This window comes from Pseudomonas sp. A-B-19 (assembly GCF_019947515.1).
In the GTDB taxonomy this organism is placed as follows: domain Bacteria; phylum Pseudomonadota; class Gammaproteobacteria; order Pseudomonadales; family Pseudomonadaceae; genus Aquipseudomonas.
The window spans coordinates 93,590-114,884 of record NZ_JAGYGN010000001.1 but is presented as its reverse complement, the minus strand read 5'-3'; the positions used below and the strand labels follow the sequence as shown (position 1 = coordinate 114,884).

Below are 21,295 nucleotides of genomic sequence, written 5' to 3'. Positions count from 1 at the left end.
CGTCGGCATTTGAATGATTTATAACATCCGATGCGCCGTTATCGGGGGGATGATTGCAGGTGCGAAAATCAGCGCTCGAAGCAGGTGATGGCACCTGGTCCGGTGAGTGTTTTCGGTCGATGGCCAGCTACCCGGCCAGCATCGGATAAGTGAACAATCCGAAGTGCAGCAGATTCAAACCGAAGTGGGTGGCAATGGCTGCACCCAACCCGCCGAAACGGTAGGCCAGGCCATAACCGACCCCCGCCAGGCTCGCCAGCAACACCCATTGCCAGCCTGCGCCGACATGCGCCAGGCCGAACAATAGCGATGCCAGCACAAGCGCCAGGTTTTCGCCGTAGGGCAGGTCTTTGAAGCACCGGCTCAGACTGCCCTGGATGTAGCCGCGAAACAGCGCTTCCTCCACCAGCGTCACCAGCAGCAGATTATTCAGCACCCACAACCATGCGTGGTCGGGCCATTTCGGTGCCCAACTGATGACACCCAGCAAGAGCGCGCCACCCAGGGCCAGTACGGCGCTCAGGGGTAGCGCCATAGCGGTGGCATAGATGGAAAGGCGCAACGAACGCCGGCCGACAATCCACGGGCAGACCAGTAATAGCCAGAAGCCAATCAGGGGTTTGTCCTGATTCAGGTACATGGAAAATGGCACGGCATTATCGGTAAAACGCTGGGGGGCGATGCCGCGACCGTTGTAGAAACCGGGTAGCCAATGCGTTGCCAATGCCAAGGCCAGGACGATGAACAGGCCGTGGCCGAGGTAGCGGACAAAAGGGATTTCGCGTTGGCGGACTGCGGCACCGGCGACCAGTAACAAGAACACCGAGATTGCAGAGAGCCAACCGAGATGGCCGTAGGTCAGCGCCAGGCTGTAGCCGAGGGAGAGGAGGGCCAGGTTGATCCATGGCAGGGCAAGCATGTCGAGTCCTTGTGCATGAAGTTTTGCAAGGTGACTCGATCCCTTGTGGGAGCGAGCTTGCTCGCGATAGCGGTCGGTCAGTCACAGCAATGTTAACTGGTAGACCGCAATCGCGAGCAAGCTCGCTCCTACAGGGGGATGTGTGTATTTGAAGATCAGTTCACACCCACATCCCGCATCAACAACCCAAACTCCAGATCCACCGCATCCGGTATCGGCAAATACACCGTATGCCCATCGCCCGGCGCGACGTCGATCGCTTCACCTTTAGCGTTTTGCAACTGATGCAGATCGAAGTGGAAGTTGCCCCTGGGCGTCATCAGTTCCATGTGATCGCCCAGGCCGAAGCGGTTCTTCACCTTGACCTCGGCCAGTCGATCCTGGCGCTGGCCTGTCAGTTCACCGACAAACTGCTGGCGTTCCGACACCGAGCTGCCGTTCTGGTAGTTCTGGTACTCGTCATGCACATGCCGGCGCAGAAACCCTTCGGTGTAGCCGCGCTGGGCGAGGGATTCCAGGTCGGTCATCAAGTCGCGGTCGAAGACCCGGCCCGCCACGGCGTCATCGATGGCGCGGCGATAGACCTGGGTGGTGCGCGCGCAATAAAAGTGCGATTTGGTCCGGCCTTCGATTTTCAGCGAGTGCACGCCCATGTGCGTCAGGCGTTCGACGTGCTGCACGGCGCGCAGGTCCTTGGCGTTCATGATGTAAGTGCCGTGCTCGTCTTCGAAGGCGGGCATCTGTTCGCCCGGACGATTGGCTTCCTGCAACAGGAACACCTGGTCGGTAGGCGCGCCGATGCCCAGGGTCGGTTCGGGATCGAACGTCTGGACGATCTCGCCGAGCTGGTTTTCGGTGGCCGGTTGCGCTGAATATTTCCAGCGACAGGCATTGGTGCAACTGCCCTGATTGGCATCGCGCCTGTTCATGTAGCCCGACAGCAGGCAGCGCCCGGAATAGGCCATGCACAACGCGCCGTGCACGAACACTTCCAGCTCCATGGCTGGCACTTGCTCGCGGATCTCGGCGATTTCTTCCAGCGACAGCTCCCGGGACAGGATGATCCGGCTCAGGCCCTGCTGCTGCCAGAACTCGACACTCGCCCAGTTCACCGTATTGGCCTGCACCGAAAGGTGGATAGGCATCTGCGGGTAGTGCCGGCGCACCAGCATGATCAGGCCGGGGTCGGACATGATCAGCGCATCCGGGGCCATGGCGATCACCGGCTCAAGGTCCTTGAGAAAAGTCCTGAGCTTGGCGTTGTGCGGCGCGATGTTCACCACTACGTAAAAACGCTTGCCCTGAGCCTGGGCCTCACGAATGCCGAGAGCCAGGTTGGCGTGGTCGAATTCGTTGTTGCGCACCCGCAGGCTGTAGCGCGGTTGGCCGGCGTACACGGCATCGGCGCCGTAGGCGAAGGCGTAACGCATGTTTTTCAGGGTGCCGGCGGGGGCGAGCAGTTCTGGCGCGGTGAGGTTCATGGCGGTGTCGGTCGCAAAAGCCGCGCAGGGTAAACCTCCTGTACCGAGGGTTTATTGACCTGGATCTATGCCGGATCAAAAAACCAGTGGCATTCGCGCGAGCCGTGGCGGACTAAACCTCATCGCCAGCCTTTTCACACAGTTGCTTCAGGCGCTGAGCCTGCCGGACTGGCCGGTGCCGATGCGTTGCGACAGCTCCCGGGCGGCGGGCAGCGAAGTGAGCGGGCCGCTGATCTGCACGCCGTCCTGCACCAGATACCAGCAGGCGAGCATGCCCAGCTCTCTGAGCTGTGGGGGAACCGCGCTGCCGATAACGGACATGATCTGAACCTTGGACATGAAAAGTACCTCCATCAATCTGTGGAGTTACTTTAAGGTCCGGGTGCCTTGAGGGGTAATCAACGCTTTCGATAGTGGTCATTGATGCCAGCGGGGGCAAACGACCGTCGGTCGGTCAGCTGACCACCTGATCGAGCATATGAACCACTTCCTGCTCATTGAGCAGGCCCTTGCGCACCAGGCTTTGCGTCAGCAGCGAGAGAAACTTGGCGCTGCGATGGCCTTCCAGGTGCTTGAGTTCGGTCAGTGCGTTGTAGACCTTGCCGGAGGTGCACAGTCCGACGATGCGGTGCGGGTTTTGCGTTGGCATGTGGTCGTCCTTGTTGTTATCAACCTGTTATCGACGGACAGCACCGAGCTTGCGGAACTGTCATGACAAAAATATGACCGTTTTTGCCGCACGGCAGAAAACGGGTCGAGTCCATATTGCCCGTTTGCACCACGGGCATTGTCCCGATAGCGACCTTGGCGAGATTTATCCAGACCAGCACCGATAAAAGGGATAAAAAAAACCCCGCTGTTTCAGCGGGGCCTGATGAGTCCGTTACCAGCGGCCGTAGTGATGGCCGTAGTAGCCGCGAGGCGGGCCGTAGTAACCACGGGGTGGTCCGTAGTACACCGGAGCCGGGCGGTAGTAGATCGGTTGCTGCACGTAGACCGGGGCCGGCTGGTAGTAAACCGGAGGCGGTGGTGCGTAATAAACCGGCGCGGGCTGGTAGTAGACCGGTTGCGGTGCGACATAGACCGGGCGGTTGGCGTTGATCAGGGCCGAGCCGACAATGGCAGTACCGACAATCGCACCAAACACCGCCGGACCTTGCCAGTAATTACCACCACCATGGGCTTGCGCCTGTCCTGTAATAGCGAGGGCGCCGATCAGCAAGGCAACTGTGGGGACTTTACGGATCATGATAGTTCCTCGGTTCTTCAGCCCGGCGCTTGTGTCTGCAATAGACCCAAGGATTGTCGCGGGGATACTTCTAAGACAGCGTATTTCTGAAAAACTGCACGGCTGTTGAGTAAATTTTGTGTAAGGTCTGTACCGACTTTCTTACCGATCGGTGTAAGCCCTTGTAATCACGCTTATATGATCGATCAGAACCCGATGGAGGGCTAATCCCGTCCATCCGAAAAGTGCATTTGAAGGAGCATTCCCATGCAGATGAACCCCAACAAAGATACCCAGTTGTGCATGTCCCTTTCAGGGCGCCCCGGGAACTTTGGTCTGCGTTTTCATAATCATCTGTATGAACAGCTGGGCCTGAATTTTTATTATAAGGCCTTTGCCAGCCAGGACCTGCCGGGTGCCGTTGCGGGCATTCGCGCCCTGCGGATTCGCGGGTGTGGCGTGTCGATGCCGTTCAAGGAAGCCTGCATTGCCCTGGTGGATGAACTCGACGTCTCGGCCGCCGCCATTCAATCGATCAACACCATCGTCAACACCGACGGTCATCTCAAGGCCTATAACACCGATTACATCGCCGTGGCCCAGTTGCTGGAGAAACATCAGGTGCCCAGGGACTCGACCTTTGTCCTGCGCGGCAGCGGGGGCATGGCCAAGGCCGTGGCGAGCGCCTTGCGCGATGGCGGCTATGAAAACGGTCTGATCGTGGCCCGCAACGAGCGCGCCGGCCAGGCGCTGGCGCAGTCGCTGGGGTATGAGTGGCAGGCAGAGCTGGGCAAGCGTCGCCCGCAGATGCTGGTCAACGTCACCCCGATCGGCATGACGGGAGGGCCGGAGGCCGATCAACTGGCCTTTGAGGCAGACGTGATCGAAAAAGCGGAAACTGTTTTCGATGTGGTGGCGATCCCCTCGGAAACACCGTTGATCGTGCGTGCTCGTGCCGCAGGTAAGCGGGTCATCACCGGCCTGGAAGTGATCGCGATCCAGGCACTGGAGCAATTTGTTCTCTATACCGGCGTACGGCCCACGGACGAGCAATTCCAGAAGGCCGTGGCGTTTGCCCGCAGCTAGGCGATGCGAAGAGGGCGGCCCATTCAACATCGATGTTGCCTGATAGATCGCCTTCGCTGGCAAGCCAGCTCCTACAAGGGATTGAGGGTTATCGCGGGATTTGTGCCAGACACCAATCAAACTGTAGGAGCTGGCTTGCCAGCGAAGAGGCCGGCCCATTCAACATTGATGTTGCCTGACAGATCGCTTTCGCTGGCAAGCCAGCTCCTACACGGGGTTGACGGTGATTGCGGGTTTCGGGCCAGACAGCAAATGCGGGGGCTGCGTTTACTCGAGGCGGGCCAGTCGTTCTTCCAGTGCGGCGATGCGTGCTTCCAGTTCTTCGATACGTTCCACTGAAACCCCGCTGCTGCCACGCTCGGCCGGGTTTTGCCGTGCCGCCATGATCGCCTCGATATCCGCCGGGTCGCCCAGAGCGTGGGTATAGCGGTCTTCACGCTGGCCGGCCTGACGCGGAATCAGTACGGCCAGGCCCCGGGCAATCAGGCGTTCGAGCTGATGCACCACCTGTTCGGCATCCTCGAATTCATGCATGCGGCCGCTTCGGGTCAGCAGTTCATTGACGGTCTGCGGGCCGCGCAGAAACATCAGCCCGGTCAGGATGACCTGCGCCGGCACCAGTTCCAGGGCCTTGTCGACCCGGTGCTCCCAGCGATCGGCGCGGCTGCCCATCACCAGTCTGGTGAAACCGCGTCCTTCGAGGACGCGCAGGCTATGGCCGACCTGGCCTGGTGTGAGGTTCATCACCGGCTCGCGGCTGGTTTTCTGGTTGCAGGCAATCACCAGGGCATTGAGGGTCAGGGGATAGGTTTCCGGGCTGGTGGCCTGCTTCTCGATCAACGAGCCCAGAATACGGATTTCCGTACTGTCGAGTCGCGGCTCGTCTAAAGTCGTTTCTTGCTCAGTGCTCATGGTTCTGCATCCTTACCCGATTCATGTTTTTCACTCGCGTGGATGCACTTTAGATGGGCCGGCGCCAATGGCAACCGAATTCGTTGCGTCATCAAGGGAATGATTACAAAAAGTGTATGAATTATTAACGCCATTTTTACAATCGGCCGGGCACCGTATGCGGGGTCGCGCGCGAGTGCGTCCACAGGGCGGGATATTGTTGGCGTCATCGCCCAAAAAAACTGAACCCTGCATCGAGTCGGCCGGTGTACAACACCTTCATTCGCCTCTGATAAAAGAAATCCAATAAAGGCGAGAGTGACTCCATGAGCCAGGACATTTTTGTATCCGTACTGATCCCCGCCAAGAACGAAGCGAACAACCTCAAGCCATTGCTTGAGGAAATCCGCGTCGCGTTGGCCGCTGAATCGTACGAAATCATCGTCGTCGACGATGGCAGCACCGATTCGACCCTGCAGGAACTGCGGCAGATGCGCCACGACGGCTTGAACACTTTGCGCATCCTGCATCACGAGCGCTCGCTGGGGCAGAGCACTTCGCTGTACCACGCCGCGCAGGAGGCCCGCGGCCAATGGCTGACGACCCTCGATGGCGACGGCCAGAACGACCCGGCGGACATTCCCGGCATGCTGGCGCTGGTGCGCGGCGAACCGGGCCAGGTCGATGTGCAACTGGTCGCCGGGCACCGGGTCAACCGCCGTGATACGGCGAGCAAGCGCTACGCCTCGCGGTTCGCCAACAACCTGCGCCGCCGCCTGCTCAAGGACGCCACCCCGGACACCGGTTGCGGCCTGAAGCTGATCGAGCGCGCGGCGTTCTTGCGCCTGCCGTACTTCGACCACATGCATCGCTACATTCCGGCGCTGATCCAGCGGCATAACGGGCGCATGATCGTGCACCCGGTCAACCACCGGCCGCGTACGGCCGGGGTGTCGAAATACGGCAACCTCGACCGTGCCCTGGTGGGCATTCTTGATCTGTTCGGTGTCTGGTGGCTGATCAAGCGTACGCGGTTGAACACCATTGCCCAGGAGATTGAAGGATGAATCTCACCCGCGAAGCCTTGTGGCTGATCGTCGGTTTTGCCGGCCAGATCGCCTTTACCGGGCGGTTCGTCCTGCAGTGGCTGTACAGCGAGTACAAGAAACGCAGCGTAATCCCCGTGAGCTTCTGGTACCTGAGCATCGTTGGCAGCACCTTGTTGCTCGCCTATGCCATTTACCGTGAAGACCCGGTGTTCATCGCCGGGCAGGCGTTTGGCTCCCTCGTCTACTTTCGCAACCTGCAATTGATCAAAAAAAGCAAACACCTGAAGGAGTAGGTTATGCGCGGATCGTTATCGACCCGAAATATTACGTTGCTCGTGACTATCGCGATTGCGTTGCTGTTTTTCTGGGGGTTGGGCAGCGTGCCATTCCTCAGTGTCAACGAGGCCCGCCGTGCCGTAACCGTGCGCGAAATGCGCGAGGCAGGCAGTTGGCTGCTGCCTTACATGAACGGCGATTTGTACTTGTCCAAACCGCCGTTTTTCTATTGGGCCGGCCTGGTGTCGACGGCGGTGCTGGGCAGCTTGTCCGAGTGGAGCGTGCGTTTGCCTTCGGCACTGGCCGCCGCCTTGTGCTGTGTGGGCACCTATCTATACGGCGTCCGGCAGGCAGGGCGGCAGGTCGGTTTGTTCGCCGTGGTGTTCCTGGCCGCGAACGGTGCCTTCAGCCTGTTTGCACGGCGCTCGGAAATCGAGATGCTGTTGACCCTGCTGTGCTTCGGCGCGCTGCTGGCCGCCTGGCAGTTCATCTTCCTGCAAGGCCGGGTCTTGTGGAGTCGGCTCAGCTACGTACTGCTGGGTTGCGCGCTGCTGACCAAAGGACCGGTTTGCCTGTTGTGGGTGACGGCACCGATCCTGGCCTATGCCTTGATCTACCGCGATGCCCGGGCCAAGGCTTATCTGTGCGACGGTTGGGGCTGGCTGATTGCCGTGGTGCTGGGCAGTTCCTGGTACGTGGCGGTGTCGGTGAGTCAGGGCTGGGGGATCTGGGCCTCGATCATCAGCGAAGACATCGTGAAGAAGATCGACGGACAAGGCGCCGAGGCCTGGTACGCGTATCTGTTGTACCTGGCCGGTGACTTCTTCCCGTTCTGGCTGATCGCATTCGTGCAGCCGCGCAAGTTCTGGGCAATGATCCGCTCGCGCCGTGAGGCGGGCATGTTGCTGATTTGCAGTCTGCTGCCGCTGCTGGTTTTTTCCTTGTTTACTGAAAAACACGGTAAATACCTGTTGCCGGTTTACCCGTCGATGGCGTTGCTGCTGGCGATGCACTGGTCGGCGTTGCTCGATGACCTGAAAGGGCGCTGGCGCACGGTCCTGGCTGTTGTGCCCTACGTGATGCTGGCCGGGTTCGTGGTGTTCTACATGTTCGTCGAAGCACGGGTGTTGTCGCATCGGGTCGGTGGTCTTGAGCAGGTTGCCACGCTGGCCAACGGGCAACCGGGGCAGAAGGCTTATACCCTCGGTGAGCCGGATATCCGCCTGGTCTATTACATGGGCCGGCCGGTGGCGCCACTGACGGTGGCGCAGTTGCAATCGGAGTCCCGCCCGGCGGGGCTGCTGTTTGTGCAAGAACCCCTCGCACCGGAACTGCAGAACCTGGCGTCATGCCAGGTCGGTGAAATCAACCCGTACCTCAAACCCGACCGTGCGGCGCTGCTGGTGCGCATGGGTGGAGACTGCCGCTGATCGGCTTCACGGCTGAGCAGTCAGCGCTGCACAATACCCGCTACGATTCGGCAGGGCAGATCGTGCGTCAGGCCATCGAAACCTTCGGCGACCTGAACGTGGTGGTCAACAACGCCGGCATCTGCCGCGACCGCATGTTCGCCAGCCTCAGTGAAGCCGACTGGGACGCCGTGGTGGCTGTGCACCTGAAGGGCCACTTCTGCATTTCCAGCCACGCCGTGAAGTACTGGCGTGAGCAGGTCAAGGGTGGCGCCAGGGTCGATGCGCGGATTATCAACACCAGTTCCGGCGCCGGGTTGCAGGGCTCCATTGGTCAATCCAACTATGCGGCGGCCAAGGGCGGCATTGCTTCGCTGACGCTGGTACAGGCCGCTGAACTACGCCGCTACGGGATCACCGCCAACGCCCTGGCGCCGGCCGCGCGCACCGGGATGACCGAGCAAGTGTTCGCCGACACCATGAAAAAGCCGGAGGAGGGCTTCGATTACTTTTCCCCGGAAAACGTCGCGCCGCTGGTGGTGTGGCTCGGTTCCGAGGCTTCTGCCGAGGTGACCGGGCAGATGTTCGAGGTAGAGGGCGGCAAGTTGTCGATCGCCGACGGCTGGCGCCGTGGTCCGGAACTGGATCGCCAAGGTCGCTGGGCGGTCGGCGAGATGGGTGATGCCGTCGCACAGCTGGTGGCTCAGGCCGTTCCGGCGGCGAAGGTTTACGGCAGCTGAAAAAGTACGGTCTCGGGAGGGCGGCAGGCGGCTATAATCGGCCGACGTTTCCCTTCAGTCACCACACGAGACCTGCCATGACCATTTCCCTGTACGACGCTTCCATCCCGGTTCTCCAGCAAATGCTCAACGCCCTCAGCGGCGTGCTGAAAAAGGCCGAAGCCCACGCCACCGAAAAAAACATCGACCCGAATGCGTTCCTGCAAGCGCGCCTGTTCCCGGACATGTTCCCGCTGGTGCGTCAGGTGCAGATCGCCGTTGATTTCGCCAAAGGCATTTCTTCGCGTCTGGCCGAAGTCGAACTGCCGAAGTACGACGACACTGAAACCACCTTCGCTGAGCTGCAAGCACTGATCGCCAAGGTTCTGGCCTACATCGGCGAGTTCACGCCGGAGCAGATCAACGGCAAGGAAGGCATCGAGATCGTCACCCGCCCGGGCACGCCTAAAGAGAAGCGCTTCACCGGCCAGGCTTACCTGCTGACCTACGGCCTGCCGCAGTTCTTCTTCCACGTCACCACCGCTTACGCACTGCTGCGCCACAACGGTGTGGAAGTGGGCAAGCGCGACTACATGGGCGCGTTCTAAACCGTCCAGGTACAAAAAAGCCCGCCAAGGATTGCGCCTTGGCGGGCTTTTCATTGGTGAATCAAAAGATCTTTACGCCAATCGTTCTGCTTTTGCCTCTTCACCCAGGCAAGCCGCCGCGGTGAACAGCACATCGGTGGACGAGTTCAGCGCGGTTTCCGCGGAATCCTGCAACACACCGATGATGAAACCGACCGCCACCACCTGCATGGCGATTTCGCTCGGGATGCCGAACAGGCTGCACGCCAGCGGAATCAGCAACAGCGAACCACCGGCCACACCCGATGCACCGCAGGCGCAGATCGCTGCGACGACACTCAGCAGAATCGCGGTCGGAATGTCTACCGTGATGCCGAGGGTGTGCACGGCCGCCAGGCTCAGCACGGTGATGGTGATCGCCGCGCCGGCCATGTTGATGGTCGCGCCCAGCGGGATCGATACCGAGTAGGTGTCTTCGTGCAGGCCCAGACGCTTGCTCAGCTCCAGGTTGACCGGAATGTTCGCCGCCGAGCTACGGGTGAAGAACGCCGTGATGCCGCTCTCGCGCAGGCAGGTCAGCACCAGCGGGTACGGGTTACGACGCAGTTTCCAGAACACGATGAGCGGGTTCATCACCAACGCTACGAACAGCATGCAGCCCAGCAGCACAGCCAGCAGGTGCGCGTAGCCGATCAGGGCGCCGAAGCCGGAGGTGGCCAGGGTCGAGGCCACCAGGCCGAAGATGCCCAGCGGGGCGAAGCGAATCACCACCCGCACGATCACGGTCACGCCGTTGGACAGGTCGCCCAGCACTTCACGGGTGGTGTTGCCAGCATGGCGAATGGCGATGCCCATACCGATGGCCCAGGCCAGAATGCCGATGAAATTGGCGTTCATCAGAGCGCTGACCGGATTATCGACCACGCTCAGCAACAGGCTTTGCAACACTTCGCCAATCCCGCCCGGCGCTGTGACCGCGACGTCCTGGGTCGACAGCACCAGGCTCGACGGGAACGTCATGCTGGCAACCACAGCCACCACGGCGGCGGCGAAAGTGCCCAGCAGATACAGGAACAGAATCGGCCGGATGTGGGTTTCCTGACCGTGTTTATGGTTGGCAATCGACGCCATGACCAGCACGAACACCAGAATCGGCGCGACGGCTTTCAGTGCCGAGACAAACACTTTGCCGATGAACGCCGTGGACTTCGCCACGTCAGGGGCAAACAGGGCCAGGGCAATACCGGCGATCAGGCCGATCACGATCTGTGTGACCAGGCTCAAGCGTTTCAGGCGTTGCAAGAGAGAAGGGGATGAAGCAGTCATAAAGCGGCATCTCTGATTTTTTATAAGTGCATGGTTTCGCAGGTTTGCGGCAACAAACAGGGCAGGCCGCAGGCGGGAAACCGAGAGGGGAACACGGGGCGCGGACTTTATCACAGCGCAGGCTGGATCCTTCAGACCTGTGACGAACTGCCACCCTGGCATTCAACGAGATCGGCAGGTTCGTGCAACCGCGCGCGCAAACACTTCTGTTAAGATTCGCCATCCTCATTTTCATCTCTGCCAGTGGGCCTTCGGGCTATCACTGGTGTCGTCGTTTTTTCTGGAGTTCTGCATGCTGTTGCCCATTCTTCTGTTGTCTGCCGCCGGTTTCACGGTGCTGACCACGGAATTCATCATCGTTGGCCTGTTGCCGGCCATCGCCCGGGATCTGGACGTCAGCATCCCGCAAGCGGGTTTGCTGGTGACCTTGTTCGCCTTCACCGTGGCCGCGTTCGGGCCGTTTCTGACGGCGTACTTCGCCCGCTTCGAACGGCGCAAGCTGTTTATCTCGGTGTTGATCATGTTTGGCCTGGCCAACACGCTGGCGGCACTGGCGCCGAATATCTGGGTGATGGCGTTTGCCCGTTTGATCCCGGCGCTGGGGCTGCCGGTGTTCTGGGCCTTGGCCAGCGAGACGGCGGTGGACATCGTCGGGCCGGATTACGCAGGTCGTGCCATCGCCAAGATCGGTTTCGGTATCGTTTGCGCGACGGTGTTCGGCATTCCGGTGGGCACGCTGATTTGCGATGCATTCGGTTGGCGCAGTGCCTTTGCGATTCTGGCGGTCATCGCCTTTGCCAAGGCGTTGCTGCTGTTTATCTACTTGCCGAAAACCAACCTGCATCAGCATCAGGTGAGCTTCCTGTCGCAGTTCAAGATCCTGCGCAGCCCGCTGATGCTCGGTCACGTGCTGCTGTCAGTGATTGTGTTCAGCGGCATGTTTACCGCGTACACCTATCTGGCGGACATCCTTGAGCGCTTGGCCGGCTTCAACGGCACCGTGGTCGGCTGGTGCCTGATGGGCTTCGGCGCGGTCGGGCTGATCGGCAACTCCCTGGGTGGCCGGGCGGTGGATCGTCATCCGCTGATGGCGTCGATGATGTTCTGTGCCTTCATGATTGCCGGCCTGGTGGCGCTGGTGCCGAACATCCATTCGCCGCTCGGTCTGGCAGCGGCGATGGGCATCTGGGGCGTGACCCAGGCGGCGTTGTTCCTGGTCAGCCATGTGCGCCTGATAAAAGCGGCGCCCGAAGCGCCAGCGTTTGCCGCGTCGCTGAACATCGCCGGGGCCAACCTCGGTATCGGCCTGGGTGCGATGATCGGTGGTCGGGTGATTGACAGCGTTGGGCTGCAAGGCCTTGGCTTCGCCGCGGCGGCTTTTATCCTCGCCTCGATCCTGCTGGCGATAGCGCTGATGACCTTCAAGCCGCGCGAAATGGTTACAGCGCTGTAAACAGCTCGCGTCGGGCACCTTCGGTAATGGCGACAATGCCGGGGTGCCTGACCTTGCGCTCCACTGAGATGGCGTAGAACGACTCGCTCACTGCGTCGGTCTGGCCGATCACCTCCACGCCGTATTGGCGTTGCACTTCATCGGCAATCACGCTCGGACCGATGAAGATCCCGCTGCCGGATTGGCCGAAGGCCTGCATCAGGGCGCTGTCGTCGAACTCACCGACAATTTTTGGCTGGATCTGCTGCTCGGCGAACCAGCGTTGCAAACGGCTGCGCACCACAGTTTCCGGGCCGGGAATCAACAGCGGTGCACTGTGCAGATTGCGCGGGAAGTCGTGCCCATAACGCGCCGCCAGTTCAGGGGTGGCGAAGAAGCTGATCCCGCACTCCCCGAGTTTCTGGCTGTAGCCTTTGATGTCCAGGTGCGACGGCATCGGGCTGTCGGAAATCACCAGGTCCAGGCGCTGGATCGCCAGGTCGGCCAACAAACGTTCGAGCTTGTCTTCACGGCACGTGATGCGCAGCGGTTCACTCAATTCCATGGTCGGTGCGATCAGGCGATAGACGATGGATTTGGGCACCACGTCGGCCACGCCGACACGAAACAGAATCTGCTGCTCATTGGGTTGTGCCCGCAGCATCAGCTCCAGTTCGCCGCCGAGCTGGAACATTTGTTCGGCGTAGGGCAGGGCTTGGCGGCCGGCTTCGGTCAGTTCGAGTTGCCGTCCGACGCGCCGAAACAACTCGATGCCAAAGGTCTGTTCCAGCAATGAAATCTGCCCGCTGATGGTTTGTGGCGTGAGGTTCAGTTGCTCGCAGGCGCGCACGATGCTGCCGGTCTTGGCCACCACCCAGAAGTAATGCAATTGCCGATAGTTGAGCATTTCCGAGTTCCCCGTAGGAGCTGCCGAAGGCTGCGATCTTTTGATCTTGTTTTTTAAGCAACATCAAAAGATCGCAGCCTTCGGCAGCTCCTATGTTCGTAAAAACCGAAGTATACATGGCGAAAATACGAATTTTCCTGAAGTGTTCGCTTCCCTAGAATGCATCGCTATCAACGGGCCATCGTTCAGGTCCCGTTCGTTCTATCGAGGAAAGCATCATGAAGCTTAAAGCCACGGCACTGCTGATCACGTCTTTACTGGTACTGGCCGGTTGCGATCAGGCCGAGAAAAGCGCGCAACAGTTGATGGGCAAGGCTGCTGAAAGCGCCAAACAGGCGATTGACGATACCCACAAGGCCGCCGAACAGGCGCTCAGCGATGCCACCGGCGGGTTGATCAGCAAAAAAGAATCATCGGAAAAAGAATCGGAAAAAACCGAATCTTCCTCCCAGGAAATCTAAACCGTATTACAACGAGTCAGGACTGACCCATGGACTACCTTTTACAACTTGCCGCCAGCCCCACCGCCTGGGTCGCGCTCGCCACCCTGATCGTGATGGAGATCGTGCTCGGCATCGATAACCTGATCTTCATCTCGATCCTGACCAACAAGCTGCCCTTGCACAATCGACAGCGGGCTCGGCGCATCGGTATCGGCATGGCGCTGATCCTGCGTCTGGGCTTGCTGAGCACCATCGCGTTCATTGTCCAGTTGACCAATCCGGTGATCGAGATTCTCGGCCACGCGTTTTCCTGGAAAGACATGATCCTGATTGCCGGTGGCCTGTTCCTGTTGTGGAAGGCGACCACCGAAATCCATCACAGCATGGACCCGGCACCGGAAGACCCGAAGTCGGCGACCTCGACCGTGACCCTGGGCTTCGCTGCCGCGATCGGTCAGATCCTGATGCTGGACATGGTGTTCTCCATCGACAGCATCATTACCGCTGTCGGCATGACCGAGCATCTGCCGATCATGGTCATCGCGGTGGTGGTGTCGGTACTGGTGATGTTGCTGGCGGCTGATCCGCTGGCCAAATTCATCAACGACAACCCGACGGTGGTGATGCTGGCCCTGGGCTTCCTGATCATGATCGGCATGACGCTGATCGCCGAAGGCTTCGGCGCCCACGTACCGAAAGGTTACGTCTATGCGGCCATGGCATTCTCGGCTTCGATCGAGGCGTTGAACATGATGTCCCGCCGGGCCAGGCAGAAGCGGGTAGCCACTGAAGTCTGACCGCCGCTAAAAGAAACGGCCGCCTGGACTCCATGGAGTGCAGGTGGCCGTTTTTGTTGGTATCGGGTAATGGTGTTTGTCAGTGAGCGTTGGCGTGCTGGCTCGGTGTCTCGTCGGCTTGCGGCGCAGGTACGGGCTGAACAGGGTGATGGTGGCGGCGAGTAATACGCAGCACGCCCCACAGCATGGCGGCGGCTACCGCCAGCCAACCGCCGATCAACATCGCAATGATCATGGTCAGGCTCATCTATGCCTCCTCCTTGCCCTTCTGTGGGCACATGCGTTTCGCTGTCGTCCCTTCAGGGAACAGTCTAGCCGTTGCTGTATTTCAGGCTATTGAGCGAAAGTCGGCAGTCACCAACCAGTTCGCTCTATCGAATGCACAGGACTACCGTTTAAAGCTATACCGTAGCGGCGCGGCGACCTATGATCGACGACCAAGCCGGGAATGGGATTGCCTGGCGTCTGAACCTAACAAGAGAGAGATCATGGTGCGGGTATTTTCTCGAATTTTGTCGGCCATGCTGATCACCGGTTGCGTGGCAAGCCTGGCAGGCTGTGCCGGCAGCGTTGCACCCGAGATCAAGCGTTTGCCGGAGCGTGTCGAACTCAGCGGCCGATTCTACCGGGGGGATGCGTATCAAAGCGGGCCGCAGGTGCTGGCCAGCATGCTGTCTCAACAAGGCATCGTGATCACCCCTGGTTTGCTCGACAAGCCGTTGCATTTGCCGGGGGACGAAGCCCGGTTGCCACAGAACATGCAGAACCTGGCCCGTGAGTACGGGATGGTTGTTTATCCCCTGGACAGCAACCTTGCGGCCTTGTTGACGCAAGTCGCCGCCGGTTATCCGGTAATGGTGCGCTTTACCGAAGGCTCGGCCCTGTGGTCCGAACCGCGTTATGCCATTCTGGCCGGCTACAACCGCCAGAAGCAGACGGTCCTGCTGCGTGCCGGGATGAATCGCCGTGAACTGATGGGCTTCGGCTCCTTCGAGTCGGCGTTCAAGGACGCCGGTGGTTGGGCGGTGCTGATCCAGAGTCCGACGCAAATCCCGGCCCAGGTCGATCAACAGCGCTGGCTCAAGGCCGCCAACGATCTGGCTCAGGCCGGTCAGGAGCAGGCCGCCACCAAGGCTAAAAAAGCCTTGGCCGCGCAGTAGATCCGTTTGTCACCCGACGGGCACCATTGCTCGCCACCAGCCTCTGATCTTTGAGGGCCCGAAGCATTATCCCGGGCCGAGATCAGGAGGTGCCCATGGTTCGATCCACAACGCCCGTCGGTCCGCACTCATCTGAACATTCATCTGGTAATGAACTGGGTTTCGATCCCGACTCCCCGGACCTTGCCGATCCACAGGTCGACCCGATCGGGCCTGCCAAGGCACCGAGGGACGTGAAACCGGGCGACAACCCCAAGGCTCCGGCCAAACCCTATGATCCGCTGGGTAAACTCAAACCCTAGGCGCAACGACAGACTGGCGAAAAAAAGCCCCGGTCGATCGGGGCTTTTTATGCGTTGCCATTACGTTACTTCGACACTTCAACCACGCCGCTCTGCCGCTGCTTGAGGTTCTTGTCTGCCTTGTACTGCAAGGCTACGGAAGGCACGTCCGCGCTCCTCCCGCTCTCTACCCAATTACGCATGCGCGTGGCATCGGCAAAATGGGTGTACTTGCCATAGGCGTCAAGGATCACCAGGGCCACCGGGCGGTTACTCATTCGGGTCACCAGCACCAGGCAGTGACCTGCTTCGTTGGTGAAACCGGTTTTTGTCAGCTGGATGTCCCAGTCCGGCTTGCGAACCAAATGGTCGGTGTTGCGAAAGCCCAGGCTGTAGTTGGGTTTACGGAACGAGACGGTTTTTTCCTTGGTCGTGCTCAGCTCGGTCAGTAGCGGGTACTTGTGCGCGGCGATCAACAGCTTGCTCAGGTCGCGAGCGGTCGACACGTTGCGCGGGGAGAGACCGGTCGGCTCGACGAAGTGCGTGTTGGTCATGCCCAGTGCCCGGGCCTTTGCGTTCATTGCAGCAATGAACGCGGCATAGCCGCCCGGATAGTGGTGCGCCAGAGTCGCAGCGGCGCGGTTTTCCGAGGACATCAGGGCAATCAGCAGCATTTCCCGGCGCGGCAGTTCGCTCCGCAGCTTGACCCGGGAGAACACGCCCTTCATTTCTGGTGTGTCGCTGATGTTGACGTCGATGTATTCGTCCATGTTCTGCCGAGATTCAACCACGACCAGGCCAGTCATCAACTTGCTGACGGAAGCGATCGGCACCACCACGTCAGGATTGCTGGCATAGATGACTTTGTTGGTCTGCATGTCCAGTAGCAGGGAGCTGCCGGAAGCGAGCTTGAGTGTCTTCGTATCTCGCGGCGCTGCGGTGGTCTCGTCAGCACTGGCGATTGGCGTGAGGAAAGTCCCGGTAACTGCAAAAAATAGGCTCAGGATGGAAAGACGAATTTTCACGCTGGCAGACTCATAAAGGGTGTTGATAAGCCGTTTTGTAACGGGCTGTTTCCTGAAAAGCGCGACATTCTGGAGTATGGCTGAATAACTGTCGATGGTTGTTCAAGTAACGGGTGAAAGTCCCGAGAACATGAAAAAAAAGTCATTTTCCGGCGGGCGGTCGGTGTATTTAGCGGGCAAATAAAAACCCCGCCAGGGCGGGGTTCCTTGTCGCGCAGTCGGCGTCCGCGTTGAAACTCAGCTGTGCAGGGTTTCAGCAGCGTACAGGGTGTTCTCCAGCAGGCAGGCACGAGTCATCGGGCCTACGCCACCCGGTACCGGAGTAATCCAGCCGGCGCGGGGCAGGGCGGTTTCGTAGATCACGTCACCGACCAGCTTGCCGTCGTCCTGGCGGTTGATGCCGACATCGATCACGATCGCGCCTTCCTTGATCCATTCCCCCTTGACCAGGCCCGGCTTGCCGGCGGCCACGACGACCAGGTCCGCACGGCCGACATGGCCGGCCAGGTCCTTGGTAAAACGGTGGGTGACCGTCACGGTGCAACCGGCCAGCAGCAGTTCCATGGCCATCGGGCGACCAACGATATTGGACGCACCGACCACCACCGCATTCATCCCGTAGAGATCGACCCCGGTGCTTTCCAGCAGGGTCATGATGCCTTTGGGGGTGCAGGGGCGCAGCAGCGGGATACGCTGGGCCAGGCGACCGACGTTATAAGGATGGAACCCGTCGACGTCTTTATCCGGACGAATGCGCTCCAGCAATCTGGAGGCGTCCAGGTGTTCGGGAAGCGGAAGCTGAAGCAGAACGCCGTCGATTGCAGGATCGTCGTTCAGGCGATCGATCAGATCGGTCAGTGCTTCTTGAGTGGTTTCGGCAGGCAGGTCATAAGCTTGGGATAGAAAGCCGACCTCTTCACAGTCTTTACGCTTGTGCGAGACATAAACCTGAGAGGCAGGATCGCTGCCGACCAGGATCACCGCAAGCCCGGGCGTGCGCAGGCCTTGCTGGCGACGCTCGGTAACACGTTGGGCGATCTGCTGGCGCAGGCTGGCGGCGATCGATTTGCCGTCGATAAGTTGTGCAGTCATTGCGCGTGATTAACCATCGAGAGGGGAAAAAAAGAGAACGCATTCTCGCATGTCATGCGGTGAGGGCAAAGGCGCTTGGTCTGTAAATTCCCCTAACTCCTTTAATTAAATGAATTTTTTTTAAAAAGGATTTGACGACCTTCGGGGGGCTCTATACTATTCGTCGCACTTGTCGGGCACAGCCTAGCACTGGTTAGGAAGGTTGAGCGGGATTTTGGTTCTGTGAGACTGGAAAGCACTTAGTTTGTAGTCCTCCAAGGGTACAGCTAACAAGGCGCCCGTAGCTCAGCTGGATAGAGCATCCGCCTTCTAAGCGGATGGTCGCAGGTTCGAGTCCTGCCGGGTGCGCCATTAGGCAGCTTTGGCACAAGTAACGCGATATGGTGGGCGTAGCTCAGTTGGTAGAGCACGGGATTGTGACTCCCGTTGTCGTGGGTTCGATCCCCATCGTCCACCCCATATTTCGAAAGGCGCCGGATTAACAGTCTGGCGCCTTTGCTTTAAAAGCTTGACCCGCGGATGTGGTGGAATTGGTAGACACACTGGATTTAGGTTCCAGCGCCGCGAGGCGTAAGAGTTCGAGTCTCTTCATCCGCACCAATTAAAGCTTCACTCAGGCTGTTGGCCTGGCTGGAGCTTGATAAAGAAGTTGTTTGGCTTCTTTAACAGGCAATATGGTGGGCGTAGCTCAGTTGGTAGAGCACGGGATTGTGACTCCCGTTGTCGTGGGTTCGATCCCCATCGTCCACCCCATATTTCGAAAGGCGCCAGATTGAAAAGTCTGGCGCCTTTTTTGTTTCAGTGGTCGCAGGTTCCGGGCCGCAGGGGCAGGGCGTTTCGTCGTATTTATGTTTCTCGATGATGCCGTCCTGTCCGCCGGCCTTGCTTGCGAGCTCGGCTGTCAGGGAGATGATTGGCGACCTCTTCTATAATAGAAGGGTCGGCGCAGAGCCCTGGCGTGATTGGTTGTATTTGCCATCGGGGCGAGGTGCATTCGTGCATTCGCACCTATAAATTGCCTGCTGTGTTTTTGCCCGTTTTCAGTAGGGTGACTTCTTGAGTTTGACCCACTAGAATGCATGCCCTTGATTCTGGGGTCGGAAACGGCCGGCTAACGTCTGTGCAACGAGGAATATCCATGCAAGTTTCTGTTGAAAATACTACTGCTCTTGAGCGCCGCATGAGCGTCACCGTGCCGGCTGAGCGCATCGAGAGCCAGGTCAACAAGCGTCTGCAGCAGACCGCACAAAAGGCCAAGATTGCTGGCTTCCGTCCAGGCAAAGTGCCAATGAGCGAAATCAAGCGCCGTTTCGGTGCTGACGCTCGCCAGGAAGCTGTAGGCGACGTGATCCAGTCTTCTTTCTACGAAGCTGTGGTTGAGCAGAAGCTGAACCCGGCTGGCCAGCCTTCGATCGAGCCTAAGTCCCTCGAAGCGGGCAAGGACCTGGAATACGTTGCCGTATTCGAAGTGTTCCCTGAGTTCACCGTTGCCGGTTTCGAAGGTATCACCGTCGAGCGCCTGAGCGCTGACGTGGCTGATGCCGATCTGGACAAAATGCTGGAAATCCTGCGCAAGCAGAACACCCGTTTCGAAGTGGCCGATCGCGCTGCCCAGAACGAAGACCAGCTGAACATCGATTTCGTCGGCAAAGTCGACGGTGAAGTGTTCGCTGGCGGTTCCGCCAAGGGTACTCAGCTGGTTCTGGGTTCCGGCCGCATGATCCCTGGTTTCGAAGATGGCCTGGTTGGTGCAAAAGCCGGTGAAGAACGCGTTCTGAACCTGACTTTCCCAGAGGACTATCAGAACCTGGACCTGGCTGGCAAAACCGCCGAGTTCACCGTGACCGTCAACACTGTTTCCGAGCCAAAGCTGCCAGAACTGACCGAAGAATTCTTCGCTCAATTCGGTATCAAGGAAACCGGTCTGGATGGCTTCCGTGCCGAAGTTCGCAAGAACATGGAGCGCGAGCTGCGTCAGGCGATCAAATCCAAGGTCAAGAATCAGGTAATGGACGGTCTGCTGGCCACCAACCCGATCGAAGTGCCAAAGGCTCTGCTGTCCAACGAAGTCGACCGTCTGCGTGTGCAGGCTGTCCAGCAGTTCGGCGGCAACATCAAGCCTGACCAACTGCCGGCCGAGCTGTTCGAAGAGCAAGCCAAGCGTCGCGTCGTGCTGGGCCTGATCGTGGCTGAAGTGGTCAAGCAATTCGACCTCAAGCCTGATGAAACCCGCGTTCGCGAGATGATTCAGGAAATGGCTTCGGCTTATCAAGAGCCTGAGCAAGTTGTGTCCTGGTACTACAAAAACGACCAGCAACTGAACGAAGTTCGTTCGGTTGTGCTGGAAGAGCAAGTTGTGGATACTGTTCTGCAGAAAGCTAGCGTGACCGACAAATCGGTCTCTTACGAAGAAGCGGTCAAGCCGGTAGAAGCACCACAAGCCGACTGATCACTTTTGCGGTAAGAAGCAAACACCATAAGCCAGCCTTCGTGCTGGCTTATGCGTATTCAAGACATAACTATTTGGGAGTGACTGCAGAGCATGTTCCGTAATTCGTATATTCAGCAGAACTCTGATATCCAGGCCGCAGGCGGCCTGGTCCCGATGGTTGTCGAGCAGTCCGCTCGTGGCGAGCGCGCCTACGACATCTACTCGCGTCTCCTCAAGGAGCGAGTGATCTTTCTGGTCGGTCCCGTAGAGGACTACATGGCCAACCTGATCTGTGCGCAATTGCTGTTCCTTGAAGCGGAGAACCCGGACAAGGACATCCATCTCTACATCAACTCCCCGGGCGGTTCGGTGACGGCAGGCATGTCGATCTACGACACCATGCAGTTCATCAAACCCAACGTGGCGACTACCTGTATCGGTCAGGCGTGCAGCATGGGCGCGTTCCTGCTGACGGCCGGTGCCGCTGGCAAGCGTTACTGCCTGCCGAACTCGCGAGTGATGATTCACCAGCCACTGGGCGGTTTCCAGGGGCAGGCGTCGGATATCGAAATCCACGCCAAGGAAATCCTCTTTATTCGTGAGCGTCTCAACACGCTGATGGCCCTGCATAGCGGGCGCACTCTTGAAGAAATCGAGCGCGATACCAACCGCGACAATTTCATGAGTGCAGAAGCCGCGCGTGAGTACGGGTTGATCGATGAAGTGATCACCCAGCGCCCAGCCTGAAATAAGCAG

General features: G+C 59.1%; 22 protein-coding genes, 4 tRNA genes and 2 pseudogenes. 17 read left to right on the top strand and 11 right to left on the bottom strand.

The features are described 5' to 3' along the window. Window positions 1–127: 127 nt before the first annotated feature. From KGA81_RS00440 to KGA81_RS00420, 5 genes are all read right to left on the bottom strand, one after another. The gene (locus KGA81_RS00440) at window positions 128–919 is read right to left on the bottom strand and encodes a CPBP family intramembrane glutamic endopeptidase (RefSeq protein ID WP_223544105.1); all 792 of its coding nucleotides are present in this window, start codon (window positions 917–919) and stop codon (window positions 128–130) included. Between the two features lie 155 nt (window positions 920–1,074). Further along, on the bottom strand, window positions 1,075–2,400 hold the full coding sequence (yegQ, locus tag KGA81_RS00435; RefSeq protein WP_223544104.1) for a tRNA 5-hydroxyuridine modification protein YegQ: 1,326 nt from the start codon (window positions 2,398–2,400) through the stop codon (window positions 1,075–1,077). A gap of 147 nt (window positions 2,401–2,547) precedes the next feature. Beyond that, window positions 2,548–2,739, bottom strand: a complete 192-nt coding sequence (locus KGA81_RS00430; protein WP_108219147.1) for a hypothetical protein — start codon at window positions 2,737–2,739, stop codon at window positions 2,548–2,550. Between the two features lie 115 nt (window positions 2,740–2,854). Next, window positions 2,855–3,049, bottom strand: coding sequence for a hypothetical protein (locus KGA81_RS00425; RefSeq protein WP_223544103.1), 195 nt, complete (start codon window positions 3,047–3,049; stop codon window positions 2,855–2,857). A 234-nt stretch (window positions 3,050–3,283) separates the two neighbouring features. Continuing rightward, entirely contained in the window at window positions 3,284–3,649 is a 366-nt protein-coding gene (locus KGA81_RS00420; RefSeq protein WP_223544102.1) for a hypothetical protein, read from the bottom strand. Between the two features lie 246 nt (window positions 3,650–3,895). On the opposite strand from KGA81_RS00420, the gene KGA81_RS00415 reads away from it, so the two are divergent. Beyond that, window positions 3,896–4,714, top strand: coding sequence for a shikimate 5-dehydrogenase (locus KGA81_RS00415; protein ID WP_223544101.1), 819 nt, complete (start codon window positions 3,896–3,898; stop codon window positions 4,712–4,714). A 267-nt stretch (window positions 4,715–4,981) separates the two neighbouring features. Here the strand turns inward: KGA81_RS00415 and KGA81_RS00410 are convergent, their stop codons facing one another. Beyond that, window positions 4,982–5,626: a YceH family protein gene (locus tag KGA81_RS00410; protein WP_223544100.1), complete on the bottom strand. Its 645-nt coding sequence runs from the start codon at window positions 5,624–5,626 to the stop codon at window positions 4,982–4,984. 305 nt (window positions 5,627–5,931) lie between these two features. On the opposite strand from KGA81_RS00410, the gene KGA81_RS00405 reads away from it, so the two are divergent. From KGA81_RS00405 to KGA81_RS00385, 5 genes and pseudogenes are all read left to right on the top strand, one after another. Further along, entirely contained in the window at window positions 5,932–6,672 is a 741-nt protein-coding gene (locus tag KGA81_RS00405) for a glycosyltransferase family 2 protein (RefSeq protein ID WP_223544099.1), read from the top strand. Then, window positions 6,669–6,947 carry a lipid-A-disaccharide synthase N-terminal domain-containing protein gene (locus KGA81_RS00400; RefSeq protein ID WP_223544098.1) on the top strand — a complete coding sequence of 93 codons (279 nt, stop codon included), beginning with the start codon at window positions 6,669–6,671 and terminating at the stop codon, window positions 6,945–6,947. The genes KGA81_RS00405 and KGA81_RS00400 overlap by 4 nt, the downstream gene beginning before the upstream one ends. 3 nt (window positions 6,948–6,950) lie before the next feature. Then, window positions 6,951–8,360, top strand: a complete 1,410-nt coding sequence (locus tag KGA81_RS00395) for an ArnT family glycosyltransferase (RefSeq protein ID WP_223544097.1) — start codon at window positions 6,951–6,953, stop codon at window positions 8,358–8,360. A 35-nt stretch (window positions 8,361–8,395) separates the two neighbouring features. Further along, a pseudogene (locus tag KGA81_RS00390) lies at window positions 8,396–9,079 on the top strand (SDR family NAD(P)-dependent oxidoreductase); the annotation flags it as partial. A gap of 77 nt (window positions 9,080–9,156) precedes the next feature. Then, complete coding sequence (locus KGA81_RS00385; protein WP_108219140.1) at window positions 9,157–9,666, top strand: DUF1993 family protein; 510 nt, start codon at window positions 9,157–9,159, stop codon at window positions 9,664–9,666. A gap of 72 nt (window positions 9,667–9,738) precedes the next feature. On the opposite strand, the gene sstT is transcribed toward KGA81_RS00385, so the two are convergent. Further along, window positions 9,739–10,971, bottom strand: coding sequence for a serine/threonine transporter SstT (gene sstT / locus KGA81_RS00380; RefSeq protein WP_223544096.1), 1,233 nt, complete (start codon window positions 10,969–10,971; stop codon window positions 9,739–9,741). Between the two features lie 292 nt (window positions 10,972–11,263). Between sstT and KGA81_RS00375 the strand changes: the two genes are divergently transcribed. Then, complete coding sequence (locus tag KGA81_RS00375; RefSeq protein ID WP_223544095.1) at window positions 11,264–12,424, top strand: MFS transporter; 1,161 nt, start codon at window positions 11,264–11,266, stop codon at window positions 12,422–12,424. On the opposite strand, the gene nhaR is transcribed toward KGA81_RS00375, so the two are convergent. Beyond that, window positions 12,411–13,310, bottom strand: coding sequence for a transcriptional activator NhaR (gene nhaR / locus KGA81_RS00370; RefSeq protein WP_223544094.1), 900 nt, complete (start codon window positions 13,308–13,310; stop codon window positions 12,411–12,413). The two genes, KGA81_RS00375 and nhaR, sit on opposite strands and share 14 nt — an antisense overlap. A 218-nt stretch (window positions 13,311–13,528) precedes the next feature. On the opposite strand from nhaR, the gene KGA81_RS00365 reads away from it, so the two are divergent. Then, on the top strand, window positions 13,529–13,771 hold the full coding sequence (locus KGA81_RS00365) for a hypothetical protein (RefSeq protein ID WP_150715918.1): 243 nt from the start codon (window positions 13,529–13,531) through the stop codon (window positions 13,769–13,771). A gap of 29 nt (window positions 13,772–13,800) precedes the next feature. Next, complete coding sequence (locus KGA81_RS00360) at window positions 13,801–14,550, top strand: TerC family protein (protein WP_223544093.1); 750 nt, start codon at window positions 13,801–13,803, stop codon at window positions 14,548–14,550. Between the two features lie 79 nt (window positions 14,551–14,629). Here KGA81_RS00360 and KGA81_RS00355 read toward each other — a convergent pair whose 3' ends face one another. Beyond that, window positions 14,630–14,797, bottom strand: coding sequence for a hypothetical protein (locus KGA81_RS00355; protein ID WP_223544092.1), 168 nt, complete (start codon window positions 14,795–14,797; stop codon window positions 14,630–14,632). Window positions 14,798–14,976: 179 nt separating this feature from the next. Here KGA81_RS00355 and KGA81_RS00350 point away from each other — a divergent pair. Both KGA81_RS00350 and KGA81_RS00345 read left to right on the top strand, forming a co-directional pair. Then, window positions 14,977–15,710 (top strand): annotated as a pseudogene (locus KGA81_RS00350) (peptidase C39 family protein). 95 nt (window positions 15,711–15,805) lie between these two features. Then, window positions 15,806–16,012 (top strand): DUF6021 family protein, encoded by a 207-nt coding sequence (locus KGA81_RS00345; protein WP_223544090.1) that lies wholly within the window; start codon window positions 15,806–15,808, stop codon window positions 16,010–16,012. Between the two features lie 65 nt (window positions 16,013–16,077). Here the strand turns inward: KGA81_RS00345 and pbpG are convergent, their stop codons facing one another. Together pbpG and folD are read right to left on the bottom strand one after the other, a co-directional pair. Beyond that, window positions 16,078–17,016, bottom strand: coding sequence for a D-alanyl-D-alanine endopeptidase (pbpG, locus tag KGA81_RS00340; RefSeq protein WP_223544089.1), 939 nt, complete (start codon window positions 17,014–17,016; stop codon window positions 16,078–16,080). 237 nt (window positions 17,017–17,253) lie between these two features. Further along, entirely contained in the window at window positions 17,254–18,108 is an 855-nt protein-coding gene (gene folD / locus KGA81_RS00335; protein WP_223544088.1) for a bifunctional methylenetetrahydrofolate dehydrogenase/methenyltetrahydrofolate cyclohydrolase FolD, read from the bottom strand. A gap of 274 nt (window positions 18,109–18,382) precedes the next feature. Between folD and KGA81_RS00330 the strand changes: the two genes are divergently transcribed. The 6 genes from KGA81_RS00330 (at window position 18,383) to clpP (ending at window position 21,286) form a co-directional block, all read left to right on the top strand. Further along, a tRNA-Arg gene (locus KGA81_RS00330) sits at window positions 18,383–18,459 on the top strand. Window positions 18,460–18,491: 32 nt separating this feature from the next. After that, window positions 18,492–18,567: transfer RNA gene (locus KGA81_RS00325), tRNA-His, on the top strand. Between the two features lie 56 nt (window positions 18,568–18,623). Next, window positions 18,624–18,708, top strand: a tRNA-Leu gene (locus tag KGA81_RS00320). 77 nt (window positions 18,709–18,785) lie between these two features. Continuing rightward, window positions 18,786–18,861: transfer RNA gene (locus KGA81_RS00315), tRNA-His, on the top strand. Between the two features lie 385 nt (window positions 18,862–19,246). After that, the gene (gene tig / locus KGA81_RS00310; RefSeq protein ID WP_223462327.1) at window positions 19,247–20,557 is read left to right on the top strand and encodes a trigger factor; all 1,311 of its coding nucleotides are present in this window, start codon (window positions 19,247–19,249) and stop codon (window positions 20,555–20,557) included. A gap of 93 nt (window positions 20,558–20,650) precedes the next feature. After that, window positions 20,651–21,286 (top strand): ATP-dependent Clp endopeptidase proteolytic subunit ClpP, encoded by a 636-nt coding sequence (gene clpP, locus KGA81_RS00305; RefSeq protein WP_108219131.1) that lies wholly within the window; start codon window positions 20,651–20,653, stop codon window positions 21,284–21,286. Window positions 21,287–21,295: the final 9 nt, after the last annotated feature.